This is a genomic window from Zunongwangia atlantica 22II14-10F7, assembly GCF_002094855.1.
GTDB lineage: Bacteria > Bacteroidota > Bacteroidia > Flavobacteriales > Flavobacteriaceae > Zunongwangia > Zunongwangia atlantica.
The window spans coordinates 97,749-122,333 of the sequence record NZ_ARYN01000010.1 but is presented as its reverse complement, the minus strand read 5'-3'; the positions used below and the strand labels follow the sequence as shown (position 1 = coordinate 122,333).

Sequence of the window (24,585 nt, the reverse complement as noted above, 5' to 3'; positions counted from 1 at the left end):
AAATTATGAAAACAGTAGACTATTTTAATTTTAAAGATAAACAAGCTTTAATTCGTGTAGATTTTAATGTACCGCTTAACGAAGACCTTAAGGTAACCGATGCTAACCGTATTGAAGCTGCTAAACCAACCATAGTTAAGATTTTAGAAGATGGTGGTAGCGTTGTTTTAATGTCACATTTAGGAAGACCAAAAGGAAATGAAGCAAAATTCTCTTTAAAAAACATCGTTAGTAAAGTTTCTGAAGTTATTGGTGTCGAGCCAAAATTTGTTGAAGACTGCGTAGGGGCAGATGTTAAAAAGGCTGCAGATGAATTAGAATCTGGAGAAATTCTTTTACTTGAAAATTTACGTTTTCACGATGAAGAAACTGCCGGAGACGAAGCTTTTGCGAAGCAACTTTCAGAACTTGGAGATATTTATGTGAATGATGCCTTTGGTACTGCGCATAGAGCACATGCCTCTACTACAATTGTAGCTCAATTTTTTGAAGATAAATGCTTTGGTTATTTATTAGCAAAAGAGATTAAAAGTTTAGATAAAGTATTAAATAGTACAGAAAAACCGGTAACTGCAGTTTTAGGAGGAGCAAAGGTTTCTTCAAAAATTACAGTTATAGAAAACATTCTTGATGCTGTAGATCACCTAATTATTGGTGGTGGTATGACTTATACTTTTATCAAAGCACAGGGAGGAAAAATAGGAAATTCTCTTGTTGAAGAAGATAAGCAGGAATTAGCTCTAGAAATTTTAAAGAAAGCCAAAGAAAAAGGAGTGCAGGTACATCTTCCTGTAGATTCTATAATTGCAGATAGTTTTTCAGATCAGGCTAGCACTCAAGTAGAATCTGTGGATAGTATTCCTGATGGATGGATGGGATTAGATGTAGGTCCTGAAACTTTAAAGAATTTTGAAAAAGTAATCGCAGATTCTAAAATAATCCTTTGGAATGGCCCGTTAGGAGTATTTGAAATGGAAACTTTTGCTAAAGGAACAATCGAGCTTGGTAAAGCGATTGCTGAAGCTACTAAAAATGGAGCTTTCTCTTTAGTTGGAGGAGGAGACTCTGTAGCAGCTGTAAAACAATTTGGCTTTGATGATAAAGTTAGTTATGTTTCTACCGGAGGTGGAGCAATGCTAGAAATGCTTGAAGGTAAATCTTTACCGGGTATCGCAGCGATTAGCGAATAAACCTTTATCGAAATACCAATTTTCGATAAAATAAGGTATACTTTTTGATCAAAATTTTAACTAATTTTAAGAACCTCGAAACGAACTTTCGAGGTTCTTAGTTAGAAATCAAGATTAAAAATTTTCAAACATTAATTTAAATCCTAAAATAGTAGGTAAACAGGTTCTAAAAGAGATATGAAGAAGCAGGTATGTTTATTACTGGGATTATTTGCAGTGTTTGCTGTAAGTGCCCAGGAGAAAGAAAAATCTAAAAAACAGGTCGAAAAAGCTAATTTTAGAGTTCAGATTTTTCAAAAAGTAGATAGTACAGAAATCATACTTGCAGATCCCGATCCTGAGTTTAAAGATAAACTTCCAATATCTGCTGTAATTAGAGATTCTTCTAAAGTTTGTCTAATAGATATGCCACACGCCGCCAGAATAGATTCGGTTTGGCGAGCAGAACTTACCAATTCAGATCTATACGAAACCATTCAAAAATCCATAGCAGAGCAGGATTATGATGAAGTGGTTTTTGATGAATTACCTACAGATACTTTAAAAGCCAGACTGGCCAGATTAAATGCCAGGACACCTTTTAATATCGAATATAATCCAAGTTTGGAAAGCGTTATTAAAATGTATTTAAAACGCAATAAGCAGGCTATGGAACGTTTAATGGCGCTAAGTGATTATTACTTCCCAATGTTCGAGCAGGAATTAGATAAATATGATATTCCGCTAGAAATAAAATATCTCGCCATTGTAGAATCTGCTTTAAATCCAAGAGCAAAATCCAGAGTTGGCGCTACCGGATTATGGCAATTTATGTTTACTACGGGTAAAATGCACGATCTTAACGTGAGTAGTTATGTCGACGAGCGTATGGATCCTGTAAAAGCTACTGAAGCTGCTGCAAAATATCTTTCTACACTTTATAAAGTTTTTGGAGATTGGGATTTGGTACTGGCATCGTATAATTCTGGTCCTGGTAATGTTTCAAAAGCAATAAGAAGAAGTGGTGGTTCTACAGATTATTGGAGTATGCGACGCTATTTACCAAGAGAAACTGCGGGATATGTTCCAGCTTTTTTAGCCACCTTGTATATTTTTGAATATGCAGATGAGCATAACTTTCAGCCTAAAAGACCAGAGATTCCTTATTTTCAAACCGATACTATTCAGGTTAAGGAATTGCTTACCTTCGATCATATTGCTAAAGTTACAGGTACTAATAAAGAATTACTTCAATTTTTAAACCCAAGTTATAAATTAGATATTATCCCGTTTGTAGAGGATAAAAATTATGTGGTTAGATTACCAAGAACAAAAACAGGAGCTTTTGTAAATAATGAATCTGCTATTTATCAATACGCTGAACAGGAGATCGCAAACAGGGAAGAACCTTTACCAAAGTACGTTGAAACCGAAGATCGAATTAGATATAGAGTAAGAAGCGGAGATTATTTGGGAAGAATTGCAGAAAAATATGGCGTAGGTGTAAGCAGCATAAAACGCTGGAATAATTTAAGAGGAAATAATATTAGAGTAGGGCAATACTTAACGATATATCCCAGAAAACCAGTATCTAACACGCAAAGTGCTACGGCTTTCAGTAGTGCAAAAACTACCACAAAAGGAAATACAAAACTATATACAGTACAGCAGGGAGATTCATTATGGAGTATTTCTAAAAAGTTTCCTGGCGTTACGGTACAGAATTTGAGGGCATGGAATGATATGAGCAGTACACGCCTTAAACCAGGAATGAAAATTAAGGTGTCTAAAGGCTAATAACCAAACTTAAATTCAAAACTAATAAAATGAAAAAATTAGTATTTCTTGCGCTTTCGTTTCTAATAATAGTTTCCTGTAAAGATAAATCTGATAAGCCGGCCAAACTTATTTTAGCAGATTCTTCTGGGAATATCAATCAACTTTCTGTGGTAATGGATAATGGTCTTTGGGAAGGGCAGGTAGGTGATGCCTTAAGAGATAATCTTGCTGCGCCGGTAGAAGGTTTACCACAAGAAGAACCTTTATTCAGTTTAAGTCAGATTCCGCCTGAAACCTTTTCTGGTTTTGTGCGCCGTAGCCGTATATTTTTAAAAGTTGAAAAAGGAAATGATAGTCTTGCTATTATTAGAGATCAATTTGCTACACCGCAAACAGGGATTGTTATTACCGGCCAAAATCAGCAGCAAATAATAGATAGAATTAATGCTTCTTCAGATAGTATTATTGATGTTTTAAAAGCTACTGAAATTAAAGAAAAGCAGCGCAGAATTGGTAAATCACCAAAATCTGATGAAGAGTTGGAAGAAACTTTTGGCGTATCTATGAAGTTTCCAACAGCTTATCGTTATGCTGCCCAGGAAGATAATTTTATATGGATAAGAAAAGAGATTCCTAAGGGTTTAATGGAAATACTGGTATATGAAGTACCACTAAAAACAATAGATAACGATTCGAGCGTCATTGCTAACATTGTGAAAATGCGAGATAGTATTGGTGAAAAATATATCCCTGGCCCAGTAGAAGGAAGTTATATGATTACTGAAGAAGCTTACGCGCCTTACTTATTTGAGACCAAAATAGATGGACATTTTGCTTATGAAACTCGCGGAACATGGGAAGTTAATAATGCATATATGGCAGGGCCTTTTGTAAACTACGCTATTAAAGACGAAGAAAATAACAGATATATAATTGCTGAAGGATTTATTTTTAGACCAGCAAGCAGCAAAAGAGATCATGTATTTGAGTTAGATGCGATCTTAAAAACTTTAAAATTTGCTTCAAAATAGTCGAATTTCAATATAGATAAAGATAAAAAAAATCCCATTCGATTAAGAATGGGATTTTTTAATACTATTTTTTAGAACTACTTGGTGTCTTCAACTTTTTTAGCATCTGAAGCTGAACTTTTAGTAGTATCATCATCATCCTTAGATGCATCTTTAAACTCCTTAATTCCGCTTCCTAATCCTCTCATCAATTCAGGAATTTTTCGACCTCCAAATATTAGTAAAACCACGATTACAATAAGTACAATCTGTGGTGCTCCTATAGCCAATGGTAACATAAATGCATTCATAACTCGATATTTATAATTACAAACTTAACAAGAATAAACCAATATATACGTTAATAAGGGCAAAATATATGCAATTTGTTAATTATAATGCTATTACCAGCTTTAATTGCTAATGTGAATTTTTAGGAAGGATTACCAGAATATAAGCCTATTATTAATTTTAAAATAATAGTAATTTCCCTAGAATTAAGTTACAAAATGTGCAAATTTAGATTATCGATTAAAACCGGGCGGTAAGCATAATTTTTCCAGTATCTTTGTTTAAGGTTTTTATGTATGTCGAAAAAGAAAAAAAATAAGAAAAAATTTACCAGAAAACTTCTTCATAAATACCGAATGGTAATTTTAAATGAGGATACTTTTGAAGAGAGATATTCATTAAAATTAACCCGTTTAAATGTATTTGTTCTGGTAACTACAAGTGCTATTTTATTAGTAGCAGCAACTACTTTTATTATCGCTTTTACACCATTAAGAGAATATATTCCTGGATATTCTTCGCCGCAATTAAAAGAAGAAGCCGCACAATTAGCATATAAAACAGATTCTTTACAAAATGTTTTAAAGCTTAATAATCAGTTTTTAGGATCTATAAAGGGAGTTTTGTCTGGAGATTTACAAACTTCTGATTTAAACCGTGATTCTATTGCTAAATTCTCTCAGGATAATCTGGAAGTTGAGGTGATTCCACCTTCTAGAGCTGATAGTTTACTAAGAGAAGAAGTTGCCTTAGAGGATAAGTATAACATTTTGCCGGGCGCTACAGATAATATCGATTTTTCTTTATTTCCGCCGGTAAAAGGAACGATTACAGAGGGATATGATGCTGAAGAAAAGCATTATGCGGTAGATGTGGTAATTCCTAAGAATTCACCCGTAAAATCTGTTGCAGATGGACGTGTTATTTTTGCTGAATGGACCACAGAAACCGGTTATGTAATTATCGTAAAACATGATTACGGATTAATTTCTGTATATAAGCACAACGCCTCATTAACTAAAGAGCAGGGAGATTTTGTAAAAGCTGGCGAAGTGGTGGCGACTGCTGGAAATACTGGAGAATACACCACTGGACCACATTTACATTTTGAATTGTGGAACGAAGGAAACCCTGTAAACCCAACCGATTATATTGATTTTGAATAGTCTATGTCTTTAAAATCTTTTGCAGCTAAAATATTCGCTAAAACCATTAGAAAGAAAATTGATAGCTGGGCTTCAAATCCTATTGAAGCGCAGCAGAAAATCTTTGATCAATTAATTTCTAAGGCTAAAATCACCAATTTTGGAAAAGATCATAATTTTGGTGCTATAAAAACGCATGCCGATTTTGTCCAAAATGTACCGGTAAGAGACTACGAAGCGCTTCGTAATTACGTAGATAAGATGGTAGCCGGGGAAGAAGATATTCTGTGGCCGGGAAAACCTTTGTATTATGCGAAAACATCGGGAACTACCAGTGGCGCAAAATATATCCCAATTACCAAAGAAAGTATGCCTACGCATATTGAAGCGGCACGAAATGCGATTCTTTGTTATATTGCTGAAACCGGAAATGCAAAGTTTGTAGATGGTAAAATGATCTTTTTACAGGGAAGTCCAGAGCTTACTGAGAAAAACGGAGTAAAATTAGGACGATTGTCGGGTATCGTAGCACATTATGTACCTGGATATCTTCAAAAGAACAGAATGCCAAGTTGGGAAACCAATTGTATCGAAGATTGGGAAACTAAAGTTGACGCAATTGTAGAGGAAACCCGAGATTTGAATATGACCGTGATAAGCGGAATACCAAGTTGGGTGCAAATGTATTTTGAAAAATTAAAGCGCAAAACCGGGAAAAAAGTAGGTGATATTTTTAAGAATTTCGACCTGTTTATTTATGGCGGAGTAAACTACGAACCCTATCGCTCTAAATTTGAGAATCTTATTGGTCGTAAAGTAGATAGCATCGAATTATATCCCGCTTCAGAAGGTTTTTTTGCTTTTCAGGATAGTCAGAAAGCAAAGGGTATGTTACTTCAGCTAAATAGCGGTATTTTTTACGAGTTTATTAAGGCCGAATCTTTTTTTGATGAAGATCCAAAACGAATAACGATTGCTGAGGTAGAGCTTGGCGTAAATTATGTAATGATTATTAGTACTACCGCAGGACTTTGGGCGTATAATGTTGGCGATACCATTCAGTTTACCAGTTTAAAGCCTTATCGGGTGATGGTTTCGGGAAGGATTAAGCATTATATTTCAGCGTTTGGGGAGCATGTTATTGCCAAAGAAGTAGAGGAAGCCATGCAGGTTGCTTCTGAAAAAACAGGAGCCAGAATTAACGAATTTACGGTTGCACCACAGGTAAATCCTTCCGCAGAAGAATTACCATATCACGAGTGGTTTATAGAGTTTGAAAAAGAACCCGAAAATTTATCGAATTTCAGGAATATTCTGGATAAATCACTTCAGCAGCAAAACTCCTATTATTTCGATTTAATTGAAGGAAATATTTTGCAACCGGTAAAAATCACCAAAGTTCCAAAAGACGGATTTCAGGCGTATATGAAATCGATTGGCAAGTTGGGCGGACAAAATAAATTGCCAAGATTATCGAACGATCGTAAAATTGCAGATGCTTTAGAAGCATTAATAAAAAAATAAACAATTTGAAGTTGAAAACAGAAGGAAGAACGAGAGCGCAGGAAAGTACCAATGCGATAGAACGTATGTATATTACCATGAGACACCTTTTTAACAGAGGTTTTTACAAACCAATGGGTGTTTCTGGAGAAACTTTAAGAGAAGGATTATTGGCATTAAGACCAGAAATTTATGGATCTGTTGCTGAGGATAAAGCCGAGCTTAGCGGGTTATTGTATGTTTTAGAGCGTCTTCCTATTGGGATAGAACAATGTCGTTATATCAATCTAACCAGTGACGAAGGCTATGGTGATTCGCATTTTCAGCCCATTGTTCCTCCAAAACGTCGTAGAAACTGTTACAGAATAGACGAAGAACAAATGAATATCGAGATTACCAGAGGACGATCTGAAATCTATGATATTCTTACGCATTTAACCTTCCTTTTTATCGAATCTCATAAGATTATGAGACGAGTAGTGATCGACGAGGATGGAAGTGTAAACAGAGACTGGAAAAAACTGGAAGCTGTAGTACTTTCTGATAAAGAAATCGATAAATCTGAGCGTGAAGTTGCGTTAACGCACACAGCCAATATTTTAGGCCGTACTTTTTACGAAGTTTCTACCATTTATCCTAAGTTTTCTACTCCTGGTAATCCAGAGCAGTTTTTGCATATCATTTACTGGATGGGAAAACTTGCGATTGAAGAAACGGTTAATAATGATAAGAGGATCATCACTTTTAGTCCGATTCTTAGAGAGCGTTTAGGGCACCATATTCATGGAGAAGTTTGGGCAGATAAGATTAAAAAATATCTGGTAGAAGAAGAGTTATTGCAACGCCCAATCCATATTATTAGTGCTAATATGCATAGTGTGATGAACACATTATACGCGCCATTAGCTTTAAAGGCTGAAATTAAAAAGAAAGATATTCTTCAGGTTTACGAAATGCTAAGTGATTCTTCAAACGGGCAGGTTCGCCAAAAGGTTTCAAAATTAGCGCTTTCAGGAGGAATGAAGTTTATAGAAGATTCCAGTGGAACCAATATCGATGTTCAGGTTTTTGATACGGCTAAGTTAGAAGAAGGCTTCAGAAATAAAGAATTCAAATCTCTAAAGGAAGAAGAAAAGCCAGTAATAATCGTGATGGATTATGCTTTTGGAGAGCAGGCTTACGAAACAATGGACGAGCTTCTAAAACCATATATTATTGACGAGGAAGAGATTAAAATGAATGTGAAATCGGTTTCTATTATGGGGAAAGCCGGTATTTTAGAAGGAGGAAAAGGAGATATTATGATCCCTTCCGCACATATTTTTGAAGGAACAGCAGATAATTATCCTTTTAAAAATGAACTTACCAAAGATGATCTTGAAGGGCACGGTATAAAAGTAGTTGATGGTAGTATGATCACCGTTTTGGGAACTTCCTTACAAAACCGTGATATTCTTAAGTTTTTCCATGATTCTACGTGGAATGTAAGTGGTTTGGAAATGGAAGGAGCGCACTATCAAAAAGCAATTCAGGCGGCTAGTAAGCTACGAAAGAGTATTGCAGAAGATGTGCAGGTACGATATGCTTATTATGCCTCAGATAATCCATTAGAAACCGGAAGTACTTTAGCTTCAGGAGGTTTAGGAACTACAGGTGTAAAACCAACTTATTTAATTACTGAAAAAATACTGGAGCAAATCTTTAATTCTTAAAGTTCTTGTAGTAAATTTAAGATTAGATGTTTTCTAAATGATTTTTTTAAAATCGATTAATAATATTTAAATGGGCAAAACTGTATTAATTACAGGAGCAGCGGGATTTTTAGGTTCGCATTTGTGTGATAGATTTATCAAAGAAGGCTTTAGGGTGATAGGAATGGATAATCTTATTACAGGCGATATTCGTAATATAGAGCACCTTTTTAAAAATAAAGACTTTGAATTTTATAATCACGATGTAACCAAGTTTATTCATGTCCCCGGAAAGTTGGATTATATACTTCATTTTGCATCGCCTGCCAGCCCAATCGATTATTTAAAAATTCCTATCCAAACTTTAAAAGTAGGATCTTTAGGAACACATCATTGTTTAGGTTTAGCAAAGGAAAAAGGAGCCAGAATACTTATCGCTTCAACTTCAGAAATTTATGGAGATCCTTTAGTACATCCGCAATCTGAAGATTACTATGGCAATGTAAGCACTATCGGGCCACGTGGAGTTTATGATGAAGCAAAGCGATTTCAGGAATCCTTAACTATGGCCTATCATAGGTTTCACGGTTTAGAAACCAGAATTGTGAGAATCTTTAATACTTACGGGCCAAGAATGCGATTAAATGATGGTAGAGTAATACCTGCATTTATTGGTCAGGCTCTTAGAGGAGAAGATTTAACTGTTTTTGGAGATGGTTTGCAAACTCGTTCTTTTTGTTATGTAGACGATCAGGTAGAAGGGATATACAGGTTACTTTTTAGTGATTATGTAGAGCCTATAAATATTGGTAATCCAGATGAATTAACGATTAAAGACTTTGCTGAAGAAGTTATTAAGCTAACCGGTACAAAGCAAAAAATTGTTTATAAAGATTTACCAAAAGACGATCCTTTACAGCGCCAACCAGATATTACCAGAGCTAAAGAAATTTTGGGATGGGAGCCAAAAGTATCTAGGGAAGAAGGGATGAAAATCACTTATAACTACTTCAATAATCTATCTAAAGAAGATTTATTGAAGAAAGAGCATAAAGATTTTACTAAGCATAATAGAAAGTAAATAATGCAAAATCCTTTGGTTTCTGTGATTATGCCTGCCTATAATTCTAATGAATTTATTTCGCAGGCAATAGAATCTGTGATTGCTCAGCACTATAAAAACTGGGAACTTATTATTGTAGATGATGCTTCAAAAGATGCTACGGTAAATACCGTTCGTAATTATGTAAATAAAGATGCTCGCATCAAAATATTTAGAAATGAAATTAATTATGGTGCGGGTTATACCAGAAATAAGGCGGTTAAAGAAGCTACAGGAGAGTTTATAGCTTTTTTAGACGCGGATGATCTATGGAAACCAGAAAAGCTCTCTCAGCAGCTTAATTTTTGTAAAGAGAACAATGCTAAGATTGTATTTAGTAGCTATGATCGGATTAGTGAGAACGGAAAAGCTTTAAACGAAGTTATCGAAGCTTTACCTTTTGTAAACTATTCAAAACAGATAAAAAGCAACTATATAGGTAATCTTACCGGCATGTATAATGCGGCTAAAATTGGCAAAGTGTATCATCCTGAAATACGAAAAAGACAGGATTGGGCAATGTGGCTCGAGGTTATTAGAAAAGGCGGAACAGCCCACGGTATGGAAGAATCGCTTGCTTTATACCGAATAAGAAAAGGTTCTGTTTCTGAAAATAAATTAGAAATGCTTTCTTATAATTTTAAAATCTATAATAAAGTTTTAGGATTTGGAAAACTTAAAAGTATGTATTGGATTTTGGTCTTTTTAGGAGAACATTTTTTTGTGAAATCTAGGCAGTTAAAATCACTCGATTAAGGAAGTAAACTGCTTCAATTTTCCATTTTTACTTCGGGTAAGACTTTGTTTTCTTTTAAAATTAACTTTCAGGTTTTTACCAACATATTTTTCAACTGCTTCAGCGATTTTGGTCGTTTCTTCAGTATTAAAATCGGTATCTCGTACGTATTCAATCTCAAAAGAATCCATTTTGGTTTGGGTGACTACAAATTCTTTAGTACTTCCTGTATCGTCGATAATCGTTTTAGTTACGTAGTAAAATGTAAGTCCGGGAACTACTTTTCCATCAGCAAGTTTTGCCACATCACTGGTACGTCCAATCAAAGATTCTAAAATTGGCTTTTTTGGCGTACTTTTTTTAGAGATAATCCCAATATCTCCAATGGCATAACGAATAATAGGATGTGCTTTATTAAAAAGTGAAGTGATTACCACCCTTCCTTCTTCACCGGGAGGTAAAGTTTTATTGTTTTTATCTACAATTTCGATAAAAAGATCCCTGGAGTTTAAGCACCATTCTTCTTCTGGATTCTCAAAAGCAATAAGGCCTACTTCACTGGCACCATATTCGTTTACAACGGGTACACCAATAGCTTCTTCGATTATTTTCTTGTCCTTATCAAATAAACGTTCAGAAGTTACAATACAAAGTTTTAGGCTGGGACAAATATCTTTAAGAACGATTTCCTTTTTCTTCAGAAATTTAGAAAAAAGCAGGATGGCACTTGTATAACCATTTAAATAATCGAATTTACTGTTTTTAAAACGATCAAGAAAACTTTGCAATTTCGCTTCGCTAAGATCAAATATACTAAAGCGTCTTCTAAGGCTTATTCGGTCTTTGATACGCTCCTGTAAATTGCCATAAAAGTCTAACGGAATACCATAAAATCTTGCTTGTAGCGATTTATTAAGATCGATACCATGCCAGTTATAATGATCATTAAAACCTTCCCAGGCCATTGCGTGGCAAAGTTTATCTTTCGCAAAAGTAAAGGGATGGCCACTACTTCCAGAAGTTTTGCCAACATAGCTATTCTTTAAATTGAAGCCGTAGCTAAGACGCTGTTCTAAAGGTTGTTGTAAATCGGTTTTGGTCATAATAGGAATATCTTCCCAATTTTTAACCGAATTATTACCAATAAAGCTTTTATAAAAATTGTTATTAGTTAAATGATAATCAACAATTTCCTTTTTCTTTGTTTCAATAAAATTTTGGTATTGGCTTTCTGAAATATGGTCGATTTCGTCCAACATTTTACGAGCCCTGTTTACAGGGAATTTATTGAGCTGAAGCGAAAGTTTAAACCAATCCAAAACTTATTAATGCTTTTTTATTCAATTTTATTGGTGCTTCAATTTACAAACAATTATTTTTGAAGCCCAAAATAAATATTTCTTATAAATGAAAATCTTAATACTAGGTTCGGGCGGTAGAGAGCATACTTTTGCTTACAAAATTGCACAAAGTCCAAAATGTGAAAAACTGTATATAGCTCCCGGGAATGCCGGAACTTCAAATGTAGGGAAAAATGTGAGCCTAAATGTAGGAGATTTTTCCGGTATTAAAGATTTTATTCTAGAAAATAATATAGACATGCTGGTTGTAGGGCCAGAAGATCCTCTTGTTAAGGGGATTACAGATTTTTGTAAGGCCGAGCCAGAGTTGAAAGAACTTTTAATCGTTGGTCCTTCAAAACGTGGAGCATTACTCGAAGGAAGTAAAGAGCGCGCTAAAGAGTTTATGGCGATGCATAATATCCCAACAGCTGCTTACGAAAGTTTTACTGTAGAGAGTCTGGAAGCTGGTAAAGCCTTTTTAGAAACTTTAAAAGCTCCTTACGTTCTTAAAGCAGATGGTCTTGCTGCAGGTAAAGGCGTTTTAATTTTAAATGATCTTGCTGAAGCTAAAGCCGAATTGGAAAATATGCTGAAAAATCAAAAATTTGGAGAAGCCAGCGCAAAGGTGGTGATCGAAGAGTTTTTAGATGGTATAGAGCTAAGTGTTTTTGTTTTAACCGATGGTAAAAATTACAAGATCTTACCAACCGCTAAAGATTATAAGAGAATTGGTGAAGGAGACACTGGATTAAATACAGGTGGAATGGGAGCTATTTCTCCGGTTCCGTTTGCCGATGCTGAGTTTATGCAGAAAATAGAAGAGCGTATCGTTAAACCTACGGTAGACGGTCTTGCTGAAGAAAATATCGACTATAAAGGTTTCGTTTTTATCGGATTGATAAAAGTAGGAGAAGAGCCTTATGTGATCGAATATAATGTAAGGATGGGAGATCCTGAAACCGAAGTTGTTTTACCAAGAGTAAAATCTGATCTGGTTGAGGTCTTAGCAAAAGCTGCTCAGGGAAAACTTGATGAGGTAGATCTAGAAATCGATGAAAGAACGGCTACTACCGTAATGATGGTTTCTGGTGGTTATCCAGAAGCTTACGAAAAAGGTAAAGAAATAACCGGAATCGAAAATGTAGAAGATGCATTAGTATTTCATGCCGGTACGACAACAAAAGATGGTAAAGTTGTTACCAATGGAGGTCGTGTAATTGCAGTGACTGCTTTTGGAGAAGATTACAAAGAGGCACTAAAAAAATCTTATCAAAATGTAGAAAAACTACAATTTGATAAGATGTATTTTAGAAAAGATCTAGGATTCGACCTTGCTTAGGATTATCCTAAGTAAGGTTTAGATCTTGTGTTTTCGTCATCAGCGTCTTGGAAAATCTTAAGTTGTTTACACCAGTAAGCAAAAGCGATCATTCCAATGATAATAAATACAAAGTTGATGGCGTTAGCACCCCACCAAGAGTCAAGTTCTAGGGAACGTAACCAATCAAGAGGTTTAAGAAGAACCTCTTCAAACAACCAGGAAATCCCTTCAAATAATTCAGTCATCGTTTAACATTGTTAGTTTAACACTACAAAAATAGAAAAAAGAGCAATGCTAACAAGCTTTTTTGCCAAATCAAAGCCAATTAATATTACGCTTGTCCTCGTATTGCTTTCTGGATTTTTTATTGCTGCTAATTTTCAGAATTGGTTTTTAGACTTTGAAATCCTGAAATTCTTTAAAATCCTGGGTGTTTTTTTAGCACTAATGTTAGCCCTTTTTTTACTGAATTTTATTGCGAAAAAGAACGATCTTACTCAGCGTAGCGCTTATAAAATTCTGCTATTTTCAGTGTTTTGCGCATCATTTTTTCCGTTGCTGAAAGATTATAATGTGATCATTTCAGCAACACTTATTCTATTGGCTTTACGCCGAATTATAAGCTTAAAATCACAAATTACGGTTGAAAAAAAGATTTTTGATGCTGCTTTTTGGATCTGTATTGCTTCCTTATTCTATTTTTGGTCGATCCTTTTTTTATTGATCGTTTTGGGAGGAATTGTAATTTATTCACCACGACCTAAAAACTGGTTAATACCTATAACTTCAGCGGTTTGTGTGTACTTGATCTACTGTTCGATACATCTATTAATTTATGATCAATTTTATCTAATTTCAGATTGGTATCAGCCGTATAATTTCGATTTTTCAAATTATCAGTCTTTTAAATTTCTTACGCCAATAAGTATAATTTTGGCACTTACGCTATGGTCTTTAGTGTATTATTTTTCCATTATTCAAAAGGCAGGAGTAAGTTTAAGACCTTCTTTAAATCTTATTTTGTTTACATTAATTATTGGTGTTTCAGTAGGCATTTTCGCTCCAAGTAAGAATGGGAGCGAGCTTATTTTCTTTTTTATTCCACTTAGTATTATCGTTTCAAATTATTTTGATACCGGCCGGGATAAGATCTTTAGGGAAATACTTTTATTAATATTGATTTTGATGCCTTTTGGGGTACTTTTTATTCAGAATAAATAGTTTCATTCAAAATGAAATTCAGCAATTGTTAACTATAGAAGAACCAAAGACCATGTTTAGCAGTTCTAGATTTTGTAATACCTTTGCAGTTCAATTTAAAATATTCAATAAAAACGTCGAATCTTGAAATTTTCAGATTTTAGTGGCGTTTAAACTATTCAGTTTTAAAAAATCGATATAATGTTTACAGATAAAGCAAATAAGATCTTTCAGGAAGTGATCAAAAAATATCACGTAATTGATAGCGTAGATCAGCCTTTTACAAATCCTTACGATAGCGAATCGCAGCTTATCGAACATCTTTTATATAGAAAATGTTGGATAGATACGGTGCAATGGCACTATGAGGATATTGTTAGAGATCCTAATATCGATCCTGTTGCTGGTTTAAAACTGAAACGTCTTATCGATGCTTCTAACCAGGATCGTACAGATACTGTTGAATATATCGATAGTTATTTCCTTGAAAAATATAAAGCGGTTGAGCCTAAAGAAAATGCAACGATCAATACGGAAAGTCCTGCGTGGGGAGTAGATCGATTATCAATTTTAGCGCTTAAAATTTATCATATGCATGAAGAAGCGACTCGTGAAGATGCTTCAGCAGATCATAAAGAAAAATGCCAGGCAAAACTTGATATTTTGTTAGAGCAGCGAGTAGATCTTTCTTCAGCCATAGATCAGCTTTTAAAAGATATCGAGAATGGGGATAAATACATGAAAGTCTATAAGCAGATGAAAATGTATAACGACGACGAACTTAACCCGGTTCTTAGAAATAAATAAGAAAATTATGAGCACTTCATATCAACATATTCCAGATGAGAATAGAGAGAAAAGTGCTCATATTCTTGCTATTCGCTTATCGGCAATGGGCGATGTTGCCATGACGGTTCCTGTGATTAGGACTTTCATGGCGATGTATCCTAATTGTAGGATCACTTTTCTTACCCGTCCTTTTTTTGCCCCTATGTTTAAGGGAATTCCTAATGTAGAGATTTATGAAGCCGACATTAATGGCGAGCATAACGGTGTTATGGGATTGGGAAGACTGGCGCGAGAATTAAGGAATCACGAGATCGAAATGGTGGCCGATCTTCATAATGTACTTCGTACTAATGTATTGAAATCTGTTTTTTATCTCTTCGGAATTCCAGTAAAACAAATTGATAAGGGCAGGGCAGAGAAGAAGAAACTTACCCGTGAAGATCACAAAGTTTTTAAAGAATTAAAAAGTACTCATCAGCGCTATGCAGATGTGTTTGCAGACTTAGGTTTTCCTATAGATTTTAACTACCATATTTTTCCTGAAAAGCAGCAAATTCCGACTAAAATACATGAAATTGTAGCCCATTCTCCTAAAAAATGGTTAGGAATTGCTCCGTTTGCACAGCATAATTCTAAGGCTTATCCGGCAGATCTAATGGAAAAGGTTTTAGAAAAACTGAATAAGCAGAACGATATCCAGATCTTTCTTTTTGGCGGCGGAAATGCAGAAACCAAAAAGCTACAATCATGGGAGAAACAATTTGAGAACTGTTTAAGTGTTGCCGGACTTTTATCTTTTGAAGAAGAACTGGCTTTAATCTCCAATCTTGATACAATGCTATCTATGGATAGTGGGAACGGGCACATGGCAGCAATGTATGGAATTCCGGTGGTGAGTATTTGGGGAGTAACACATCCTTATGCCGGTTTTAGACCTTTTCTACAGCCTTTTGAAAATTCATTGATCCCAGATTTAGAAAAGTTTCCAAAAATTCCAACTTCGGTTTATGGAAATAAATATCCTGAAGGTTACGAATTTGCTATAAGAACCGTAACTCCAGATAAAGTAGTAGAGAAGATTAATTCAGTGATAAACTAAAAAATAAAAGGCTTTCTGAAATACTGAAAGCCTTTTTTAAATAATATAATATCCTGTTTTTAGATCCTAAACGTCGTCGTAATCTACTTTTATGGTAGGTGTAAGTGGATGCGCCTGGCAGGTTAAGATCAAACCTTCTTCAATCTCGTCGTCTGTAAGGATTTGATTTTTACGCATTTCAGCTCTACCTTCAGTAATTCTGGCGATACAACTACTACAAATTCCGCCTTGGCAGGAATAAGGAACATCAAGATCGTGTTCTAAAGCCGCATCTAAAATTACATCGGTTTGATCCATCACAAAGCTGGTTTCTTCATCATCAACCAAAACGGTGATTTGCGTTTGGCCTTCAAGATCGGCTTCAACTTCACCGGTATCATCGCTGGTAAACAATTCGTAAAAGATATTTTCTTCAGCAATACCATTGTTACTCAGCACTTCGCTTACATGATTGATCATTTCTTCTGGTCCGCATAAATAAACCGCATCAAAAGAATGATCTTTAAATTTATTCTTCATCACAAAATTAACCGTACTGGTTTCAATTCGGCCAAAATGTGCATTATCTTCTCTGGATCTACTAAATACAAACTCAACAAAAAGTCGATCTGGATAACTTGCCTGCAGTTCTAAAAGCTCTTTAAAAAAGATTGTATTTTCTGGAGATTTGTTCCCGTAGGTAAGAATAAATCTACTGTGAGTTTCTTCAGAAAGTACTGTTTTTATTATTGATAGCACAGGAGTGATCCCACTACCAGCAGCAAAAGCGGCATAGGTTTTAGCTTTAGAAGAAGGTTCTAAAACAAATTTACCTTCAGGAGTATGAACATCTAAAATATCACCTGCCTGAAGCTTATTATTGGCAACTACAGAAAATTTACCGCCGTCTACCTCCTTAACCGTTACTTTAAATTCTCCTGAATTTGGAGCTGAACACAGCGAGTATGCTCTACGTAGTTCTTTACCATCAACATCTGCTTTTATGGTAATATATTGCCCGGCCGTAAATTTGTATTCCTGTTGAAGATCTGAAGGAATCTCGAACGAAATACTCACAGCCTGAGGCGTTTCCCTAATTATTTCTTTTATTTTTAGTTTATGAAATGTTCCCATCAAAAATAATTTGTGGGCAAAAATACAAAGTATCAGCTTTTAGAGTGTAACAAAATACTAAATTTAGCTACAAGTAAGTAAAGCATTTTTTTATGGTAGGGAAATTACTCAGTTTAGAGTGGAAATCATTTACGCGTAGCGCGAGCTTTGGTAAAAGTCTTGGTTTAAAGATTTTCATGATCTTTTTAGCAGTTTATTTTGCTGTCATGTTTCTTTTTGTAGGAATAGGACTTTATCCAATATTAAAGGAAATATATCCAGATAACGATCCTATTTTAAAATTGAACGAATTTATTTTAGGCTGGCTGGCTTTCGAATTGATCTTTCGATTTTTTATGCAAAGTCTTCCGGTGGTACAAATAAGACCTTTGTTACTTCAGAATATTAAGAAAAAGAAGGTTGTTAATTTTGTGTTGCTAAAATCGCTATTCTCATTCTATAATATTTTACCTCTTTTAATTTATGTGCCATTTGCCGTAGTGATTGCATTAAAAACAGATTACACCGCAGTTTCTATGATTGGCTGGGCGATTAGTGTATTATTCTTAAGTTTTTCGATCAATTTTTTCAATTTTCTGATTAAAAAGAAGTTTGCTGAAGATCTAAAATCCTTTTTTCCTGCGATTATTGTTATTTTGGTCTTAGCAGGTTTAGAGTATTTCGAAATTGTACCGGTTAGTGAGAAGTTTGGGGTCTTCTTAAATTATGTTCTAGAAATGCCCTATTTGGCCATTTTACCCATAATTCTTTGCTTAGTTTTCTTTGTTTGGGTTAGAAATACCCTTAAAAAGAAATTTTACTTAGACGCTGGTTTAAAAACAAAGCAAAAAGAAGTAAAATCTCAGGATTTCGAGTGGTTAAAGAGATTTGGAGACCTGGCAACATTTCTTCAACTGGATATGAAGTTAATTTGGCGAAATAAGCGCCCAAAAACAACCGTTTATATGTCGATTATCTTCCTTTTATACGGTTTAATGTTCTTTACCAATTCGGTTTACGAAGGAATGCCGGTAATGTTTGTTTTTGCAGGTATTTTTATATCAGGAATATTCATGATTAATTTTGGCCAATTTGTGCCTAGTTGGGATGCTGCTTATTACCAGATGATGATGTCGCAAAATATCCCAATGCGAAAGTACTTAGCTTCTAAAGCGGCGCTGATTAGTTTTAGTATAATTATTCTAACCATTTTAAGTACGCCTTATGCCTATTTTGGATGGAATGTTCTACTTATAATTTTTACCTGTGCTTTATATAATCTTGGTATCAATGTGCCATTATTAATGTTTACAGGATCTTTTAATAAAAAACGAATCGATCTGGAGAAAAGTCCGTTTATGAACTACCAGGGAACTGGTGCTGCGCAATGGTTGGTGGCGATTCCGTTATTGGCCGTTCCGTTAGGGATCTTTTATCTGTTCTATAAACTCTTCAGTTTTAATATTGGCCTTTTAGTGATAGGAATTTTAGGAGTAATTGGTATACTTCTAAGAAATTATTTAATGGATAAAATTACTATTCAGTATAAAAAGAATAAATACGCCATGATTCATGGTTACAAACAAACCGGAGATTAAGCAATCTTTTTAATAAAAAGAAACCTTAGCATTTCACCTTAACTACCTAAATCTCGAATATCGAGGAAACAACATATTATGATCACAGCAACTAATCTTTCTAAAGTATATAACGGAACCAAGGTTTTAGATATCGACCATTTAGAAATTCCGCAGGGACAAAATTTTGGACTTGTAGGGAATAACGGTGCCGGAAAAACCACTTTTTTCAGCATGCTTTTAGATTTAATAAGGCCAACTTCAGGAAATATCTTTAACCAGGATATTACAGTGAACGAAAGTGAAGATTGGAAAACCTTTACGGCTTCGTTTATCGACGAAAGTTTTTTGATTGGATATCTTACTGCTGAAGAATACTTTTATTTTGTTGGAGAACTTCGTAATCAAAATCGCGCCGATATTGATACTTTTTTGGCACAATTTGAAGAATTCTTTAATGGAGAAATCATAGGCCGTAAAAAATACCTTCGAGATTTATCGAAAGGTAACCAGAAAAAAGTAGGGATCGTTGCTGCGTTAATTGGCGAGCCTAAAGTGGTTATTTTAGACGAACCTTTTGCCAATCTAGATCCTACAACTCAAATTAGATTAAAGAAAATTATCAAAGACCTTTCTAAAATTTCTGGCACTACGGTATTGGTTTCCAGTCACGATCTTATTCATGTTACTGAAGTTTGTGAACGTATCGTGGTTTTAGATAAAGGCGTTATTGTAAGAGATATTAAAACTTCTGAAGCTACTTTAAAAGAGTTGGAAACTTATTTTTCTGGTGAACAAATTCCTGAAGATTTTAAAGAAACCACTGAAGTGACGACCGAAGCAGAAAAAGCTGATAATCCCGAGTAATTACAGTCTGGTTTTTTCTTATTTAAAGCGCAAATCTTTGTATTTGTAAAAAGAAACTTATTTTTACATACTAAATCCTGCGTAACAGAGTTATGATGCTAATAAGAAAGGCTTGGTTTTGAGGAGTTTTACACGTTTTGTTTTTGTTTTTTTTCTAATTGGTGGCATACTTTCCTGCTCCCGAAAGAAAGATACTTTTGTTAGTCGAAGCTGGCATTCGGTTACTGCTGAATATAATACACTTTATAACGGAAATCTTGCTCTTGAAGCGGGGCGAAATGAAATAAACCAGAATTATAGAGATAATTATTGGGATTTACTACCTATAGAGCGAATGCAAATCGACGAAGAAATCCTGCTTCCCGATAGCGTTCGAAATCAAAATTTTGGTGTAGCTGAAGAAAAGGCAGCAAAAGCGATTCAGCGACATTCAATGTTAATTGCCGGGGACGAAGAAAACCCTCAAATCGATGAAGCTTACATGCTTTTGGGAAAAGCCAGATATTTCGATCAACGTTTTATTCCGGCATTAGAAGCTTTCAACTATATTTTACAAAGATATCCTGCCAGCAATAGTATTAGAAATGCGCAGATTTGGCGTGAGAAAACTAATATTCGTTTAGATAATAACAGGGTTGCCATTAGGAACTTAAAAAGGATCATCGAAAATGCCCAATTTGAGGATCAGGAATATGCAGATGCTAAAGCAGCTATAGCACAGGCTTATATAAATCTTCAATATCCAGATAGTGCATTGGCTCCGTTAACTACTGCGGCAAATTTTACGAAGAAAAATGAAGAAAAAGGGCGTTATTTTTTCATTTTAGGTCAGTTATATAATCTACTGAATCAACCAGAAAATGCTAATCTTGCTTTTGATGAGGTTATCGAGCTTAATCGGAAGTCCCCGCGAATCTATATGATCAATGCCTATATCCAGAAGGCAAGAAATTTCAATCCTGAAGAAAATGACGATCAGCAACTAAAAGATTTGCTTATAAGTCTTGAAGAAGATCGCGAAAATCGGCCATTCTTAGATAAAATTTACTTTCAATTTGGCGAATATTACAATCAGCGTGATTCTATAGATACCGCCATATTTTATTATAATAAATCCCTTAAAAGCCGGGTAAGCAGTGATCCTTATTTGCGATCTATAAACTATGAGATTTTAGCGAATATTAATTTTGATCGATCTGATTATCCAAGAGCCGCTAAATATTTTGATAGTACGCTTGCTGAAATGAACTCTAGCTTAAGAGAATATAGAACCATAGAAAAAAAGCGAAAGAATCTTGACGATGTGATTTTTTACCAGGCTATTGCAGATAAAAATGATAGTATCCTAGATTTAACAAAATTACCCAAAGAAGAGCAAATTGCTTTTTACACCAGTTATACTGATAAGTTAAAAGAAGATTACCAAAAACAAATAGAGGCAGGAGAAACCGAAGAAGCTTTAGCTTTAAATACGGCAGGCCCCGGAGTTCCAAATATTGGTGTGCCTAACGAAGAGAATACCAACAAATTCTACTTTTATAACGACAATCTTATCGCAAGGGGAGAACAGGAATTTTTAAGAGTTTGGGGAAATCGTAAACTCGCAGATAACTGGCGATGGGCGGCATCTGGAAATTCAGGTGCAATTGCAACGACTGAAGATGGGGCAGAATTCGATTTTACCAGTGATCCTAGATTTGATCCTTTAACTTATGTAGCGCTTCTACCAACAGATGGTAAAGTGATAGACAGTTTATACTTAGAGCGCAATTATGCCTATTATCAACTGGGTTTAATTTATAATGAGAAATTTAGTGAATATCAGCTATCAGTTAATCGATTAGAAGAGGTTTTGGCTAGTAATCCTGAAGATCGATTAATTCTTCCTTCAAAATATAATCTTTATAAAGCCTACGGAAATCTAAATATGCTGGATAAGCAGGAAGAAATGAAGAATGATATTATTTCGAATTATCCAGATTCTCAATACGCAATTTTTATTCAGAATCCGCAAAGTTTAGCAAATGGAGAAAGCTTATCGCAAGTAAGTTACGAGAATACCTTTAAATTATTCGAAAATCAACAATTTACAGCCGTAATTTCTGAAAGTAATAAATTTATTCTTCGCTATTCTGGCGAAGAGATTGTGCCAAAGTTTGAGTTATTGAAGGCCATGGCCATAGGAAGATTAAAAGGATTGTCTGAATATCGCACGGCGCTAAGTTATGTTTCTTTAACGTACCCTCAATCTCCAGAAGGGCAGCGAGCAAAGCAAATGATAACTGAAAGCTTACCAAGATTAAGCAGACTTCAGTTACAGGAAGATAGTTTAGCCACAAATTATAAGCTTATTTACGAATTGGAAGCAACTAAAAAGGAAGAGGCTCAAGAACTTAAGCAAAAATTAGATTCAGCATTTGTAGATTTAAGTTATGCCAGGTTTTCAACTTCAATAGATCCTTATACTAAAGATCGCTTATTCGTGGTGGTACATGGTTTAGAAGATCGTCCAAGAGCTTTAGGTCTTGGAGAATTATTGCGTGAAAATGATGATTATAAAATTGAAAATGATTTTCTTGCAATCTCAACAAATAATTACCGAGTGATTCTTTTAAAAAAGAACCTCGAAACTTATAAAACAGATTATTAACTCTCACTCTTAATACTATGTTTTCAGAAAAAAAGAAAAGTACGTCCGGTAAAGAAGTTTTTAATGAGCAGAATAGAATTGCTGCAGGAACAAAAATTACCGGGGATATAACGGCAAAAGGCGCTTTTAGAATCGAAGGCTTTTTAAAAGGTACTTTAGTTACCAGCGGAAAAGTGGTAATTAGTAAAAATGGAAATATAGAAGGAACTTTAGAATGCGAAAATGCAGATATAGAAGGTTCTTTTAATGGCAAACTGAAAGTAAGCGGTATTTTAAGTTTAAAATCAACAGCCACGGTAGATGGAGAGGTAATAGCTGGTAAACTTGCTGTAGAACCTGGAGCAAATTTTAATGCTACCTGCCAGATGCGCGGCGCAATGAAATCGGTTAAAAATGAAAAACAATCAGCGTAACAAGTACCTGGTATTTGTAAATGTAGGTTTTCAGATGGCCATTATAATTGCCGGGGGTGTTTTTCTTGGTATTTGGTTAGACGAGAAATTTCCGAATAAATTTTCTGCATACACGATTTCAATATCTCTTTTGGGCGTTTTTATTGCCTTATTTCAGGTAATACGAAGCGTAAAAAATATAAGTAAAGACGAGGATTAGATGGGACGGCCATTTTTAAGTTTTCTAAAGGTATTTTTACCTTTTGCAATGATATTATTTGCAATTCAATTTTATATAGTTTCACATTTTGTAGAAGTACCCCTATACTACAGTACAGTTTCTAACTACGCATTTCATATTTTAGCAACACTATTTATTTATTCAATATTGTTATTTATTAACCATAATTTTAAGGATAAAACTGGCTTTACTTTTATGGGATTAGGCTTGTTAAAAATGTTGGCTGCAGTTTTATTTTTATTACCTGCCCTACTAGATGATGAGGTTTCAATTTTTGCTCAAGTTATTGCTTTTTTTATACCATATTTTATTTTTTTAATTTTTGAAACCACTTTTGCTGTTCGATTAATTAATCATAATAAATGATTGAATATCAATAAATTTTAAGATTCGATAAAATCTAAATAAAAAATTAAAAGGTGGACTTTCACATAAAAAATAAAAGTATACCTTTGCACCGAAATTTAGCGCCCATAATTTATAAGTAGACCAGGTATTATGATAGCACAAAAATCGTTAAAGATTATAGTGACATTTGCACTAGCCTTACTTCCGATTTTTTCTTTTGCATCAAAAGAAGAATCTTTAGCAGAAGCTGAAAAAGAATTTAATGCTACAGACATGATTCTTCATCACATTGGTGACGCACATGGATGGCATTTCTTTGGAGAAGGCGAAAATTCTTTCACATTACCACTTCCGGTGATTCTTTATACCGATAATGGTCTTGTAACATTTATGTCTAGTGAATTTCATCATGATACTGAAGGGCATCATGTAGTAGAAAAAAACGGAATGAGTTTCGTTAATCTTCACGAAAAAATTTATCAATTAGAAGAAGGCGCTCATGGGGTAGAATTTGATGAAGATCACCACCCTTTAAATGCAGAACGTCCTATCGATTTATCGATTACAAAAAACGTAGCGGCTATGTTTATAACCGTTATTATTATGTTGATTATTTTTAATCGACTTGCGTCTTTCCATAAGAAGAATAAAAACGCTCCAAAAGGCTTTAATAATGTTTTAGAAACTTTCGTTTTATTTGTTAGAGACGAGATTGCGAAGCCGCAAATTGGAGAGAAAAAATATATGAAGTTTATGCCATTTTTATTAACGGTATTTTTCTTCATTTGGATTACAAATATGATTGGATTATTACCAGGTGCGGCGAACGTAACAGGTAATATCGCTGTGACTATTTCATTAGGTTTATTTACCCTTGTTTTAATTTTAGTTAACGGTAGTAAGGATTACTGGAAACACACACTTTGGATGCCGGGTATCCCTACATTTGTGAAACCACTTCTTGCTGTAGTAGAATTAATGGGAGTATTTATTAAACCAATCGCACTTATGATTCGTTTATTTGCGAACATTACCGCAGGTCACATTATCATCTTAAGTTTAATAGGATTAATATTTATTCTTGAAAGCGTGGGAGTAGCTGGTGTATCAGTTCCTTTTGCACTTTTTATATCGATATTAGAATTGCTTGTTGCATTTTTACAGGCATTTATTTTTACCATGCTGTCTGCCCTGTTTATTGGGATGGCAGTAGAAGAACATGAACATCATTAACTTTTAA

General features: G+C 34.6%; 23 protein-coding genes. 19 read left to right on the top strand and 4 right to left on the bottom strand.

Annotated elements, in window-relative coordinates; translation table 11 throughout:
• Positions 1-5 precede the first annotated feature (5 nt).
• The 3 genes from IIF7_RS12210 (at position 6) to IIF7_RS12200 (ending at position 3,979) form a co-directional block, all read left to right on the top strand.
• Positions 6-1,190 carry a phosphoglycerate kinase gene (locus tag IIF7_RS12210; RefSeq protein WP_084841979.1) on the top strand — a complete coding sequence of 395 codons (1,185 nt, stop codon included), beginning with the start codon at positions 6-8 and terminating at the stop codon, positions 1,188-1,190.
• 177 nt (positions 1,191-1,367) lie between these two features.
• Positions 1,368-2,966, top strand: coding sequence for a lytic transglycosylase domain-containing protein (locus tag IIF7_RS12205; protein ID WP_084841978.1), 1,599 nt, complete (start codon positions 1,368-1,370; stop codon positions 2,964-2,966).
• Between the two features lie 29 nt (positions 2,967-2,995).
• Positions 2,996-3,979, top strand: a complete 984-nt coding sequence (locus IIF7_RS12200) for a DUF4837 family protein (RefSeq protein WP_084841977.1) — start codon at positions 2,996-2,998, stop codon at positions 3,977-3,979.
• A gap of 77 nt (positions 3,980-4,056) precedes the next feature.
• Here IIF7_RS12200 and tatA read toward each other — a convergent pair whose 3' ends face one another.
• Complete coding sequence (gene tatA, locus IIF7_RS12195; RefSeq protein ID WP_084841976.1) at positions 4,057-4,269, bottom strand: twin-arginine translocase TatA/TatE family subunit; 213 nt, start codon at positions 4,267-4,269, stop codon at positions 4,057-4,059.
• A gap of 276 nt (positions 4,270-4,545) precedes the next feature.
• On the opposite strand from tatA, the gene IIF7_RS12190 reads away from it, so the two are divergent.
• The 5 genes from IIF7_RS12190 to IIF7_RS12170 all read left to right on the top strand — a co-directional run bounded on the left by IIF7_RS12190 (position 4,546) and on the right by IIF7_RS12170 (position 10,446).
• The gene (locus IIF7_RS12190) at positions 4,546-5,415 is read left to right on the top strand and encodes a M23 family metallopeptidase (protein WP_084841975.1); all 870 of its coding nucleotides are present in this window, start codon (positions 4,546-4,548) and stop codon (positions 5,413-5,415) included.
• 3 nt (positions 5,416-5,418) lie between these two features.
• Complete coding sequence (locus IIF7_RS12185) at positions 5,419-6,918, top strand: GH3 auxin-responsive promoter family protein (RefSeq protein WP_084841974.1); 1,500 nt, start codon at positions 5,419-5,421, stop codon at positions 6,916-6,918.
• A gap of 65 nt (positions 6,919-6,983) precedes the next feature.
• Positions 6,984-8,609: a DUF6909 family protein gene (locus tag IIF7_RS12180; protein ID WP_245801626.1), complete on the top strand. Its 1,626-nt coding sequence runs from the start codon at positions 6,984-6,986 to the stop codon at positions 8,607-8,609.
• Between the two features lie 70 nt (positions 8,610-8,679).
• On the top strand, positions 8,680-9,669 hold the full coding sequence (locus tag IIF7_RS12175; RefSeq protein ID WP_084841972.1) for a UDP-glucuronic acid decarboxylase family protein: 990 nt from the start codon (positions 8,680-8,682) through the stop codon (positions 9,667-9,669).
• A gap of 3 nt (positions 9,670-9,672) precedes the next feature.
• On the top strand, positions 9,673-10,446 hold the full coding sequence (locus IIF7_RS12170) for a glycosyltransferase family 2 protein (RefSeq protein WP_084841971.1): 774 nt from the start codon (positions 9,673-9,675) through the stop codon (positions 10,444-10,446).
• Here IIF7_RS12170 and IIF7_RS12165 read toward each other — a convergent pair.
• Entirely contained in the window at positions 10,435-11,745 is a 1,311-nt protein-coding gene (locus tag IIF7_RS12165; protein WP_084841970.1) for a phenylacetate--CoA ligase family protein, read from the bottom strand. The two genes, IIF7_RS12170 and IIF7_RS12165, sit on opposite strands and share 12 nt — an antisense overlap.
• An 88-nt stretch (positions 11,746-11,833) precedes the next feature.
• Here IIF7_RS12165 and purD point away from each other — a divergent pair, with 88 nt between their 5' ends.
• Positions 11,834-13,108, top strand: a complete 1,275-nt coding sequence (gene purD / locus IIF7_RS12160; RefSeq protein WP_084841969.1) for a phosphoribosylamine--glycine ligase — start codon at positions 11,834-11,836, stop codon at positions 13,106-13,108.
• Between the two features lie 2 nt (positions 13,109-13,110).
• Here purD and IIF7_RS12155 read toward each other — a convergent pair whose 3' ends face one another.
• The gene (locus IIF7_RS12155) at positions 13,111-13,335 is read right to left on the bottom strand and encodes a DUF6341 family protein (RefSeq protein ID WP_084841968.1); all 225 of its coding nucleotides are present in this window, start codon (positions 13,333-13,335) and stop codon (positions 13,111-13,113) included.
• A 46-nt stretch (positions 13,336-13,381) separates the two neighbouring features.
• Here IIF7_RS12155 and IIF7_RS12150 point away from each other — a divergent pair, with 46 nt between their 5' ends.
• The 3 genes from IIF7_RS12150 to IIF7_RS12140 all read left to right on the top strand — a co-directional run bounded on the left by IIF7_RS12150 (position 13,382) and on the right by IIF7_RS12140 (position 16,178).
• Positions 13,382-14,311 (top strand): DUF6427 family protein, encoded by a 930-nt coding sequence (locus tag IIF7_RS12150; RefSeq protein WP_084841967.1) that lies wholly within the window; start codon positions 13,382-13,384, stop codon positions 14,309-14,311.
• Positions 14,312-14,491: 180 nt separating this feature from the next.
• A complete protein-coding gene (locus IIF7_RS12145; protein WP_084841966.1) occupies positions 14,492-15,097 on the top strand; it encodes a DUF4254 domain-containing protein in 606 nt (201 codons plus the stop codon).
• Between the two features lie 7 nt (positions 15,098-15,104).
• The gene (locus tag IIF7_RS12140) at positions 15,105-16,178 is read left to right on the top strand and encodes a glycosyltransferase family 9 protein (protein ID WP_084841965.1); all 1,074 of its coding nucleotides are present in this window, start codon (positions 15,105-15,107) and stop codon (positions 16,176-16,178) included.
• 66 nt (positions 16,179-16,244) lie between these two features.
• On the opposite strand, the gene IIF7_RS12135 is transcribed toward IIF7_RS12140, so the two are convergent.
• Positions 16,245-17,291 (bottom strand): ferredoxin--NADP reductase, encoded by a 1,047-nt coding sequence (locus IIF7_RS12135; protein WP_084841964.1) that lies wholly within the window; start codon positions 17,289-17,291, stop codon positions 16,245-16,247.
• 92 nt (positions 17,292-17,383) lie between these two features.
• On the opposite strand from IIF7_RS12135, the gene IIF7_RS12130 reads away from it, so the two are divergent.
• The 7 genes from IIF7_RS12130 to atpB all read left to right on the top strand — a co-directional run bounded on the left by IIF7_RS12130 (position 17,384) and on the right by atpB (position 24,578).
• A complete protein-coding gene (locus IIF7_RS12130; RefSeq protein WP_245801625.1) occupies positions 17,384-18,868 on the top strand; it encodes a DUF5687 family protein in 1,485 nt (494 codons plus the stop codon).
• Between the two features lie 78 nt (positions 18,869-18,946).
• A complete protein-coding gene (locus IIF7_RS12125; protein ID WP_084841963.1) occupies positions 18,947-19,714 on the top strand; it encodes an ABC transporter ATP-binding protein in 768 nt (255 codons plus the stop codon).
• 118 nt (positions 19,715-19,832) lie between these two features.
• Positions 19,833-22,364, top strand: a complete 2,532-nt coding sequence (gene porW / locus IIF7_RS12120; RefSeq protein ID WP_084841962.1) for a type IX secretion system periplasmic lipoprotein PorW/SprE — start codon at positions 19,833-19,835, stop codon at positions 22,362-22,364.
• A gap of 17 nt (positions 22,365-22,381) precedes the next feature.
• A complete protein-coding gene (locus IIF7_RS12115) occupies positions 22,382-22,777 on the top strand; it encodes a bactofilin family protein (protein ID WP_084841961.1) in 396 nt (131 codons plus the stop codon).
• Entirely contained in the window at positions 22,758-22,976 is a 219-nt protein-coding gene (locus tag IIF7_RS12110; protein WP_084841960.1) for an AtpZ/AtpI family protein, read from the top strand. The genes IIF7_RS12115 and IIF7_RS12110 overlap by 20 nt, the downstream gene beginning before the upstream one ends.
• Entirely contained in the window at positions 22,977-23,363 is a 387-nt protein-coding gene (locus IIF7_RS12105) for a hypothetical protein (protein WP_084841959.1), read from the top strand.
• Between the two features lie 132 nt (positions 23,364-23,495).
• Complete coding sequence (gene atpB / locus IIF7_RS12100) at positions 23,496-24,578, top strand: F0F1 ATP synthase subunit A (RefSeq protein ID WP_084841958.1); 1,083 nt, start codon at positions 23,496-23,498, stop codon at positions 24,576-24,578.
• Positions 24,579-24,585: the final 7 nt, after the last annotated feature.